Below are 10,391 nucleotides of genomic sequence, written 5' to 3' on the forward strand. Positions count from 1 at the left end.
TTCGCACCTGCGATTCTCGATGCCCTACCGGGCGCTCTTCACCCGAGTGCTGCGACCCGACACCGCGAACCGTCTGGTCGACGCGCTGGCGGTGCTGCTCGTGCGCCTGCACAACGTGGGGTTCTACTGGGGAGACGTCTCGCTCTCGAACACGCTCTTCCGCCGCGACGCGGGTGCATTCGCCGCCTATCTGGTCGATGCCGAGACCGGCGAGCTGCATGAGGAGGGCCTGACCGACGGTCAGCGCGCCTACGACCTCGATCTCGCCCGTACGAACATCGCCGGGGAGATCATGGACCTCGCCGCCGGAGGACGACTCGAGCACGGCGTCGACGCGGTCGCCATCGCCGACGGGATCGTCTCGTCGTACCGCTCGCTGTGGGCCGAGCTGACGGCGCAGGAATCCTTCGACGTCTCCGAGACCTGGCGCATCACCGAGCGCGTCGAGCGCCTGAACGCCCTCGGCTTCGACATCGACGAGATGTCGATGTCGACGACGGCCGACGGCACCGTCGTCGAGATCCAGCCGAAGGTAGTGGATGCCGGGCACCACCAGCGCCGCCTCATCCGCCTCACCGGCCTCGACGTCGAAGAGAACCAGGCGCGGCGTCTGCTGAACGACCTCGACGAGTTCCGCGCCCGCTCGACCAAGCAGTGGTCGGACGAGGAGATGTACGCGCACGAGTGGCTCACCCGCGTGTTCGAGCCCGTGGTGCGCGCGATCCCCTATGAGCTGCGCGCGAAGCTCGAGCCCGCCGAGGTGTTCCATCAGGTGCTCGAGCACCGGTGGTACCTGTCGCAGGCGCAGGGCAGGTCGGTTCCGCTCGCCGAGGTGCTGACGAGTTACATCAACGAGGTCCTGCGGCACCGCCGCGACGAGGCGACGATCATGGGCCCGCCGACCGAGACGATGAGCCTGCCCGTCATCACGGGCGCGAATCCGGTGTCGGACGACGATGAGGTCGACTGGCGCGACCTCGTCTGACGTCAGTAGCCAACGGTGAAACGGCCGCGGCGATGCACCGGGCGTTCGATCTCGTCGATCACGGCGACGGCGAAGTCGGCCCCCGAGATGAACGACTTGCCGTCGGCATCCCGCACGAGCACGTCGCCGCCGTCGCGGTAATGGCCCGTGCGCTCCCCCTCGGCCCAGGGTCCGAAGACCTCGGCCGGGTGGATGAAGAACCAGTCCAGTGACTCGTCGGTGCTCTCGAGCAGGGCGAGCGAGTCGATGCCGACCTGCGCCTCGTGCTTGTACTCCTCGGGGAAGTCCAGGTCGAAGAGCCGCGGCCCCTCCGGCGCCACGAGGCTTCCGCCCGCACCCCCGACGACTCCCAGACGCGTGCTGGTGTCGGCGAGTTCGGTGATGACGTTCCTCAGGGCTTCGAGCACGGAGTCTGTCATGTCCCCCCGGGGAGACAGTGCCGAGACCACGGCATCCGCACCGTCGAACGCGTTGGCGAGCGAGGAGATCTCGAGAGCGGATCCCTGCACATACGAGGCGCCGTCGACCGCATCCGCCGGCGTGCTGCGCGAGATCGCGATCACGTCATGGCCGCGGCTCACCGCCTCGGAGACGATGTGGCGTCCGGCGTAGCCGGTTCCGCCGAGGACGACGATGCGAGCCATGTGCTTCTCTCCTACTTCTTCGCGTTGCGGATGGTCGAGACCTGGTACAGCGCGACGGATGTCGCGATGCCGGCGTTGAGCGACTCGGTCACTGCCGAGATCGGGATCGAGACGATCTGGTCGCAGGTCTCGGCGACGAGGCGCGAGAGGCCCTTGCCCTCGGAGCCCGTGACGATCACGACGGGGCGGTCGGCCAGCTGCAGCTCGGGCAGCAGCACATCGCCGTCGCCGTCGAGGCCGAGCACGAAGACGCCCTGCTTCTTGAATTCCTTGAGCTGCGTGGTGAGGTTCGTGGCGAGCGCGACGGGCACGCGCGCTGCGGCGCCCGCGCTGGTCTTCCACGCGGCGGAGTTCACACCGGCCGAGCGACGCTGCGGCAGGATGATGCCGTGGCCGCCGAAGGCGCCGGTCGAGCGGATGATCGCGCCCAGGTTGCGAGGGTCGGTGATGCCGTCGAGAGCGACGAACAGCGGGACCTCGCCCTTCTCGATGACCGCCTCGAGCAGATCCTGCGGGTGCGCGTACTCGTACGGCGGCACCTTGACGGCGACGCCCTGGTGCACGCCGTCGAACCCGGCCATGCGGTCGAGCTCCTGACGAGTCACCTCGAGCACCGGGATGCCGCGGTTGGTGGCGATCGAGAGCATCTCCTTGACGCGGTCGTCCATCTCGACGCGCTGCGCGATGTAGAACGCCGACGCGGGGATCTTCGCGCGCAGGGCCTCGAGCACCGAGTTGCGGCCGGTGACGACCTCGACCTCGGTGGTGTTGTCCTTCGAGCGCGCCGAGCGGTTCGGGTTGCCGCCGGACGTCTGACGCTGCCCCGGCTTGCCCTTTCCACCCGATGCCGCATAGCGCTCGGCCGCGGCCTTGCGCTTGCCGGCCGGGTGCCAGGCTCGGTCCTCGGCCTTCGGGGTCGGTCCGCGACCCTCGAGCGACTTGCGCCCCATTCCGCCGGTGCCCTTCGTGGGGCCCTTCTTGTTTCCCTTGTTCGCGCCGGGGCGCTGTGGCTTAGCCATCGATACTCCAATGAGTTCCGGCCGGAGAATCCTCCAGCGTGATTCCTGCGGCGGCGATCGCATCACGGATGCGATCGGCCGCCGCCCAGTCCTTGTCAGCGCGCGCCTGCGCACGCTGGGTGATCATCGTCCGCACGAGGGCGTCGAGAGCGGACGTCTGTGCGTCACCCGCCGACGCCGCGCCGACGAGGTCGAGCCCGAGCACGTCGAGCATCGCGAGCACCTCGTGCCGCGCCGTCGCCGCGTTCTCGGCGTCGTCCGCGTCGAGCGCCGCGTTCCCCGCTCGCACGGTGTCGTGCACGACCCCGAGCGCCTGCGGGATTCCGAGGTCGTCATCCATCGCCGTGGCGAAAGCCTCGGGCAGCTGCACGGACTCCGCCCAGCCGAACGTCTTCGGGAGCAAGCGCTCGGCACGCTCGACGAAGGTGCGGATCCGTCCGAGCGCCGCCTCGGCCTCAGCCCACGACGACTCCGACAGGTCGAGACTCGAGCGGTAGTGCGCCGCGGCGAGCGCGTATCGCACGACCTGCGGGTCGTGGTCGGTGAGAACGTCTCGCGCGAGGGTGAAGTTGCCGAGCGACTTCGACATCTTCTGTCCGCCGACGGTCACGAGGCCGTTGTGCACCCAGTATCGTGCGAAGCCGTCTCCGGCTGCGGTCGACTGTGCGAGCTCGTTCTCGTGGTGGGGGAAGCGCAGGTCGAGGCCTCCGCCGTGGATGTCGAACTCGGGGCCGAGGTAGCGCTTCGACATCGCCGAGCACTCGATGTGCCAGCCCGGGCGACCCGCACCCCAGGGCGACTGCCAGGTGGCATCCGCCTGCTCATCGGGCTTGGCGCCCTTCCAGAGTGCGAAGTCCTGGGGGTTGCGCTTGCCGCGGGGGTCGGCGTCTTCGGCGGCCTCCATGGCATCGACCGACTGGTTCGTCAGGGATCCGTAGTCGGCCCACGACCGCACATCGAAGTACACGTCTCCCGAGCCGTCGGGTGCGGGATAGGCGTGGCCGCGCTCGATGAGCGTCGCGATGATCTCCTGCATCTGCGGAACCGATGCCGTCGCGCGCGGCTCGTAGGTCGGCGCGAGGATGCCGATTCCGGCATACGCGGCGGTGAACTCCTGCTCCATGCGATATGCCAAAGCCCACCAGGGCTCGACATCGGTCGCGTTCGCGAGCACCTTGTCGTCGATGTCCGTGACGTTGCGGACGAACGTCACCCGGCCGTAGCGATGCGTCAGCCATCGGCGCAGCAGATCGAAGCTGAGGGCAGCGCGGACGTGCCCGATGTGGGGGCCGGACTGCACGGTGGGTCCGCAGACGTACATCGTGATGTTCTCGGGATCGAGAGGCACGAAGTCGCGCAGCTGCTGTGCGCGGGTGTCGTAGAGGCGGAGAGTCACCGCACAAGCTTACCGGGCCGCCGATTCCGAAGACTGGGTGCACCCCTGGCCGTGCGGCTCGGACGATTCCCGCCTCAGTCGACGGCGAGCACGCGCCCCGTCTGCACGCCGAGCACGCTCTTCGCGAAGGCCTGGCCGACGCGGTGCGACGACACCGGAACGAAGCCCGGGAACGACGAGTGGTACGACGGAGCATCCTCGAGCACCGAGGGGCTGACGGCGTTGATGCGGATGCCGCGGGGCAGCTCCGTCGCCGCAGCGAGCACGAAGGACTCGAGTGCCCCGTTCGCCAGCGACGCGGCGGCGCCCGCCGCGATGGGCTCTCGCGAGAGGATGCCGGAGGTCAGGGTGATCGAGCCGCCGTCGCGCACATACGGCGTGCCGATGCGCACCACGTCGAGCTGCGACAGCACCTTGCCGCTGAGCGCCGACTCGTAATCGGCGCGACCGAGATCGGCGAGCGGACGGAAGGGCACCTCTCCGACGGCGACCACGACGGCATCCACCTGCCCGATCGAGGCGAAGAGCCGCTCGATCGACGCGGTGTCGGTGATGTCGACCGAAGGGTCGGTGCCGCGCGATGCCGAGACGATCTCATGGCCCTGCAGAGCGGCGACGGCGGTCCTGCCGACCTGGCCGGTGGCTCCGATGACGAGGATCCTCATGCGTCTCTCCTTCTGCGTGCGACCATCGCACGACGTTGACCGACAACGACGCGCACCGGCGGGGAATTCCCCGCCGCCGCGATGCGGGACTCAGCGCGGGTGGATCATGGCGATCGCGGTCACAGCGATCCCCTCGCCTCGGCCCGTGAATCCCAGTCCGTCGGTGGTGGTGGCCGTGACCGACACCGGCGCGCCGCCGAGCGCCGTCGACAGCACCCGCTCGGCCTCCGTACGACGGCCGCTGAAGCGCGGACGGTTTCCCTGGAACTGGGCAGAGACGTTGCCGATCGCGAATCCGGCCTCGGCCAGCAGCTCGCGGGTGCGTGCGAGGAAGACCTCGGCGTGCGCGCCGGCGTACTCGGGATGCGACGTGCCGAAGTGCTCGCCGATGTCTCCGAGCCCTGCCGCCCCCAGCAGCGCGTCCACGATGGCATGGGCGACGACATCGCCGTCGGAGTGTCCGGAGAGCGCCGGCTCCCCCGGCCATTAGAGTCCCGCCAGCCACAGCGCACCGTCTCCGCCGAACGCATGCACGTCCGTGCCGAGTCCGACACGCGGTCCGGTCGGCGACGCCGCGTCGACCGCGGTGGTTTCGAGAGCCGGGCGTTCGATCACCCCCAGCAGATGGCGTGCGCGCTCGAGGTCGTCGGGGGTCGTGATCTTGAAGCCGCGTGCATCACCCGGGATCCGACGCACCGCATGACCGGCCGCTGCGTACAGCGCGGCATCGTCGGTGTACTCCACGCCCGAGGCGAGCGCCGAGCGGTACGCGGCCTCGAGCAGTGCTCGCGGGAAGCCCTGCGGCGTCTGCGCGGCTGCGAGCTCCGAGCGGTCCACGGGGCCGGCGATGAGGTCGCCGTCGACTCGCTTCAGGGTATCGACGACGGGCAGCGTCGGGATGATCCCGACCTCGTCGGCGACGGCGGCGACGACGGCATCGATCACCGCCGGCGGCGTGAGAGCGCGCGCGGCATCGTGCACGAGCACCCGCGTGACGTCGCCCCAGAGGGCTGCCAGACCGGCTGCCACCGACTTCTGACGCGTGTCACCACCGGTGACGACGCGGCCGAGGTCGGCGCGACCGCCCGCGGCCGCCTGCAGCTCGCTCTCGGCATCGCCTTCGAATCCGGCGGGCGCAACGACGATCACCTGGGCGGGGGCCGCGGCGAACACGCCGTCGAGCGCGTGGCGAAGGATCGAGTGGGTGTCGATGCCGACGAGCGCCTTGGGCGCTCCGGCATCCAGTCGCGTACCGGAGCCGGCGGCGACGACGATGATCGCGGTGTCAGGGACGGGAAGCATGCTCACCCGGTTCACGTTACCGGCGCCCACGAAAAAAGGCGGATGCCGAAGCATCCGCCCTGTCTCGATCCGTTCAGGACGCGAGGACCTCGTCGAGCATCGCGCTCGCCTTGTCTTCGTCGGTCTTCTCAGCGAGAGCCAGCTCGGAGATGAGGATCTGACGCGCCTTGGCCAGCATCCGCTTCTCACCCGCCGACAGACCGCGGTCCTGGTCTCGACGCCACAGGTCGCGCACGACCTCGCTCACCTTGATGACATCGCCGGAGGCGAGCTTCTCGAGGTTCGCCTTGTAACGACGCGACCAGTTCGTGGGCTCTTCCGTGAACGGAGCGCGCAGCACCTCGAACACATGGTCGAGACCCTCACGTCCGATCACATCGCGGACTCCCACAAGATCGACGTTCTCAGCAGGAACCTCGATGATGAGATCCCCCTGGGTGACGTTGAGCTTCAGATACTTCTTCGCCTCACCCTTGATGATGCGTTCTTTGACCTCGATGATGGTCGCAGCGCCATGGTGCGGATAGACGACAGTTTCGCCAACCTCAAAAAGCATAAAAACGTGTCCTTTCGGCAACCTCAAGGATACCACAGGGGACATGCGCTAAGGTTCGCGCCCCCACGTCCTCAGGCCGCCCCTCGCATACGCATAGAATGGGATGCGGATATCCCGTCGGACCTCAGGAGGACCCGTGAAATCGCGCCTTGTTGCGTCTGCCGCCATCAGCGCCCTCGTTCTTCTCGGCGCGACGGGCTGCACGTTCATCTCGCCCCAGTCGACGACGATCGAATACTCGGCCTCCGACGGCGTCAACGTCTCGGACTCCGACGGCCCCATCGACGTCCGCAACGCGTTCGTGGTGGCGACCGAAGACGGCTCCGTCGGCAACTTCATCGGCGCGGTCGTCAACCCGACCACCGAGAAGGCCACCCTCACGATGACCGTCTCCGGCGTCGACGAGCCGTTCACCGTCACGGTGCCCGCCGGCAAGACGATCAGCTTCGGCACCGAGGGCGAAGACCCCCTGCGCATCGTCGGGCTCGATCACAAGCCCGGCTCGACCGTCGAGATCCACTTCCAGTCCGGTGACGGCGCCGGCACCAAGACGCAGATCCCGGTGCTCGACGGCACGCTGCCGTACTACTCGGACCTCGTGCCCGACACCGCCGAGAGCACTCCCGAGCCCACGCCGATGCCGACCGACACCGCGGCTCCGGCACCTTCGGAGTGACCCTCCCCACGCGCTGAGAAAGAGGCCGGCACCCCGCGGGGTTCCGGCCTCTTCTGTCGCCGCCTGCGCGGCGAACGGATTCAGCCTTCGAAGCGGTAGCCCAGACCTCGAACCGTGACGAGCATGACGGGCTCCCCCGGGTTCGCCTCGATGCGCGAGCGGATGCGCTTGATGTGCACGTCGAGCGTCTTGGTGTCGCCGAAGTAGTCGCTGCCCCACACCCGGTCGATCAGCTGGCCGCGCGTGAGGACCCGCCCCGAGTTGCGCATCAGGACCTCGAGCAGTTCGAACTCCTTCAGGGGCATGTTGATCTGCTGCCCCGCGACCGAGACGGTGTGCCGGTCGATGTCGAGAGAGACTCGGCCGCCGTCGAGCACCCGCTCGTCGAGTTCGCCGTCGGCCTGCACGACACGGCGCAGCACCGCCCGCATCCGGGCGAGCAGCTCACGCGACGAGTAGGGCTTCGTGACGTAGTCGTCCGCACCGAGCTCGAGGCCCACCACGATGTCGACCTCGGAGTCCTTGGCCGTGACCATGATGATCGGCACCGCGGAGGTCGAGCGGATCTGCCGGCAGACCTCGGTGCCCGGCATGCCGGGGAGCATGAGATCGAGCAGCACGACGTCGGCTCCGCGCTCGCGGAAGGCCGTGAGCGCGCCGGGGCCGTCCTCGGCGATCTCGACCTCGTAGCCCTCGCGTCGCAGCAGGTAGGCGAGCGGGTCGGCCAGGTCGGGTTCGTCTTCGACGAGAAGGATGCGGGTCATGCGTTCTCTCCGTTTCGGACGCGAGCGGTGGCTTTCGCCTCTTTGCGCTCGCGCTTCTTCTTGCGCTTCTTCTCCCTGTCGATGCTCGGGGGAGCATCGATCCTCGGGAGCCTGATGGTGAAGGTCGATCCGCGGCCGGGGCGCGACCAGAGTCGCACCTCTCCGCCGTGTCGCTGGGTCGCGTGCTTGACGATCGAGAGGCCGAGTCCGGTGCCCCCGGTTCGGCGCGAGCGCGCCTCATCCGCGCGGTAGAAGCGCTCGAAGATCCGCTCGCGGTCGCCCTCGGCGATGCCGATGCCCTGGTCGGACACCGCGATCTCGACCACGCCCTCTTCGGCCTTGACGCCGATGCCGACCCGAGATCCCTTGGGCGAGTACGCGATCGCGTTCGCGATGAGGTTGCCGAAAGCCTCGATGAGGATCTGCGAGTCGCCGCGCACCCACACGCCGCGATCTCCACCGCGGGCGATCTCCACTCCTGCGGAGTCGGCCTGCACGACGTGCGCCTCGAGTGCCGTGGCGAGCACCTCGTCGATCGCGACCGGTCGCACATCCGACAGCGCGTCTTCGGCCTGCAATCGCGACAGGCTCATGATGCGACCGGTGAGCTGGCCGAGGCGGGAGGCCTCGGCGGAGATCCGGGTGGCGAAGTGGCGCACCTGCGCGGGGTCGTCGGCAGCCGACTCGATCGCCTCGGCGAGCAGCGTCACCGCGCCGACCGGCGTCTTGAGCTCATGACTCGTGTTGGCGACGAAGTCACGGCGCATCTGGTCGAGGCGCTCCTGCTCGGTGACGTCTCTGATGATGAGCAGGGTCATGCGAGGGCTGATGACGCTCGCGCGGGCCGACACCAGACGCGGGTCGAGACTGAGGCCGCCGCGCGTGAGGCGCAGCGATTCCGTGGCGGAGCTTCCGTCGGCGCGCCCGCCCCGCACGAGCTGGCGCAGCTCGGGGTTCTCCAGCGGTGCGCCGATGTCGATGCCGAAGCGGGTCGCCGCCTTCGACACGGCGAGCACGAGTCCCGACGAGTCCACGACGCAGGCCGCGTCGTCCATGCTGCCCAGCACCGCGGTGACGCCGTCGGGCACGACGAGCGATGTCTCGTCGGCGATACGCGCCCTCGCACGGTATGCCCAGGCCACCAGAAGTGAGAGGCCGACGCCGATCACGAGGCCGGCGGCCAACGCGAGCAGCGCGATCTGCGGCAAGGTCATAACCCCAGCGTAGAGTGCGTTCACCCGCGGATCGGCGGGTTCGCCGGAGCTGGCAGGAAGGCGAGAAGTACTATTCACGTACTGGGCACCGTTCGTTAACCTTCGAAGCAGACAATCGCTTTCGGGCCTGTGCGGGAGCGCGGAGCTCGCCTCTCGCGCGGACGACCCAGCCGTCTCGCGTTGGCACCACAGCCGAGACCCGAATGAAAGGTTGCGCCCACATGCGCGAAGTCTTCCACCAGTCCCTCGAGGACCTGCAGTCCCAGCTCGTGGAGATCGCCGACCTCGTCACGGTCTCCATCGACAAAGCCACCCGTTCCTTCGCCACCAGCGATGTCGAACTGGCCGAAGAGGTCATCGCCGACGACGCCAAGATCGACGCGCTGGCCGTGGCCCTCGACGAGCAGGCCATCGAGATCCTCGCCCGTCAGCAGCCGGTCGCGCGCGACCTGCGCGTCGTCGTCACTGCGCTCCGCGTCAGCGCCTCGCTCGAGCGCATGGGCGACATGTCCGAGCACATCGCCCAGCTCGCGCGCCTGCGCTTCCCCGAGCGCGCGATCCCGAAGGGCCTGAAGGGCACCTTCACGAAGATGGGCGAGCTGGACGTCGAGATCTCCCGCACGCTCTCCGAGCTGCTGCGCACCCAGGATCTGAAGCTGGCGGACACCATCCGCAACACGGACGACGACATCGACGAGCTGCACGCCAGTGTCTTCGAGAAGGTGCTCAGCGACAACTGGAAGGGCGAGGCCACAGCGACCGTCGACGCCACTCTCGCCAGCCGCTACCACGAGCGCTTCGCCGACCACGCGGTCGCCGTCGCGAAGAAGGTCATCTACCTGGCGACCGGCGACTGGCGCATCGAAGAAGAGGACATCGCCCTCGCCGTCGAGTCGCAGCGGGAGCTCGGTCACGCCTGAGGCACCACGAGATGCACGAAGGGGGCGGATGCTGACAGCATCCGCCCCCTTCGTCGTCTTCTGTTACTTCTTGCCCTGGGCTGCGACCGCCGCAGCACCGGCGGCAGCAGCCTCGGGGTCGAGGTAGCGGCCGGGCCCGGTGGGAACGTTGTTCTCGTCGAGCTCGTAGACCAGCGGGATGCCGGTGGGGATGTTCAGCTCGGCGATGTCGTCGTCGCTGATGCCCTCGAGGTGCTTCACGAGTCCGCGC

Annotated in this window: 10 protein-coding genes and 2 pseudogenes; 3 read left to right on the forward strand and 9 right to left on the reverse strand. The window is 68.6% G+C overall.

What is annotated here, in order from left to right:
- Positions 1–985, forward strand: a 985-nt coding sequence (locus J7E68_RS02835; RefSeq protein WP_215169677.1) for a DUF4032 domain-containing protein, incomplete at its 5' end; no start/stop codon positions are given.
- Positions 986–987: 2 nt separating this feature from the next.
- On the opposite strand, the gene J7E68_RS02840 is transcribed toward J7E68_RS02835, so the two are convergent.
- The 6 genes and pseudogenes from J7E68_RS02840 to J7E68_RS02865 form a co-directional block, all read right to left on the reverse strand.
- A complete protein-coding gene (locus J7E68_RS02840; RefSeq protein WP_215169678.1) occupies positions 988–1,629 on the reverse strand; it encodes an NAD(P)H-binding protein in 642 nt (213 codons plus the stop codon).
- Positions 1,630–1,640: 11 nt separating this feature from the next.
- On the reverse strand, positions 1,641–2,648 hold the full coding sequence (gene rlmB / locus J7E68_RS02845; RefSeq protein ID WP_215169679.1) for a 23S rRNA (guanosine(2251)-2'-O)-methyltransferase RlmB: 1,008 nt from the start codon (positions 2,646–2,648) through the stop codon (positions 1,641–1,643).
- Positions 2,641–4,044 carry a cysteine--tRNA ligase gene (gene cysS / locus J7E68_RS02850; RefSeq protein ID WP_215169680.1) on the reverse strand — a complete coding sequence of 468 codons (1,404 nt, stop codon included), beginning with the start codon at positions 4,042–4,044 and terminating at the stop codon, positions 2,641–2,643. Before cysS ends, rlmB begins: the two co-directional genes overlap by 8 nt.
- Before the next feature lie 74 nt (positions 4,045–4,118).
- Positions 4,119–4,709 carry a short chain dehydrogenase gene (locus J7E68_RS02855; protein ID WP_215169681.1) on the reverse strand — a complete coding sequence of 197 codons (591 nt, stop codon included), beginning with the start codon at positions 4,707–4,709 and terminating at the stop codon, positions 4,119–4,121.
- A gap of 90 nt (positions 4,710–4,799) precedes the next feature.
- A pseudogene (gene ispD, locus J7E68_RS02860) lies at positions 4,800–6,011 on the reverse strand (2-C-methyl-D-erythritol 4-phosphate cytidylyltransferase).
- A gap of 73 nt (positions 6,012–6,084) precedes the next feature.
- Positions 6,085–6,567: a CarD family transcriptional regulator gene (locus J7E68_RS02865; RefSeq protein ID WP_194763720.1), complete on the reverse strand. Its 483-nt coding sequence runs from the start codon at positions 6,565–6,567 to the stop codon at positions 6,085–6,087.
- A 136-nt stretch (positions 6,568–6,703) separates the two neighbouring features.
- Between J7E68_RS02865 and J7E68_RS02870 the strand changes: the two genes are divergently transcribed.
- The gene (locus J7E68_RS02870; RefSeq protein ID WP_215169682.1) at positions 6,704–7,243 is read left to right on the forward strand and encodes a DNA modification methylase; all 540 of its coding nucleotides are present in this window, start codon (positions 6,704–6,706) and stop codon (positions 7,241–7,243) included.
- An 80-nt stretch (positions 7,244–7,323) separates the two neighbouring features.
- On the opposite strand, the gene J7E68_RS02875 is transcribed toward J7E68_RS02870, so the two are convergent.
- On the reverse strand, positions 7,324–8,007 hold the full coding sequence (locus tag J7E68_RS02875; RefSeq protein WP_215169683.1) for a response regulator transcription factor: 684 nt from the start codon (positions 8,005–8,007) through the stop codon (positions 7,324–7,326).
- A complete protein-coding gene (locus J7E68_RS02880) occupies positions 8,004–9,221 on the reverse strand; it encodes a cell wall metabolism sensor histidine kinase WalK (RefSeq protein WP_215169685.1) in 1,218 nt (405 codons plus the stop codon). Before J7E68_RS02880 ends, J7E68_RS02875 begins: the two co-directional genes overlap by 4 nt.
- A 221-nt stretch (positions 9,222–9,442) precedes the next feature.
- On the opposite strand from J7E68_RS02880, the gene phoU reads away from it, so the two are divergent.
- Positions 9,443–10,141 carry a phosphate signaling complex protein PhoU gene (phoU, locus tag J7E68_RS02885; RefSeq protein ID WP_215169688.1) on the forward strand — a complete coding sequence of 233 codons (699 nt, stop codon included), beginning with the start codon at positions 9,443–9,445 and terminating at the stop codon, positions 10,139–10,141.
- Positions 10,142–10,204: 63 nt separating this feature from the next.
- Here phoU and J7E68_RS02890 read toward each other — a convergent pair.
- A pseudogene (locus J7E68_RS02890) lies at positions 10,205–10,391 on the reverse strand (phosphoglyceromutase); the annotation flags it as partial.

Origin of the sequence: Microbacterium sp. ISL-103, from assembly GCF_018613995.1 — a bacterium.
Taxonomy (GTDB): Bacteria; Actinomycetota; Actinomycetes; order Actinomycetales; family Microbacteriaceae; genus Microbacterium.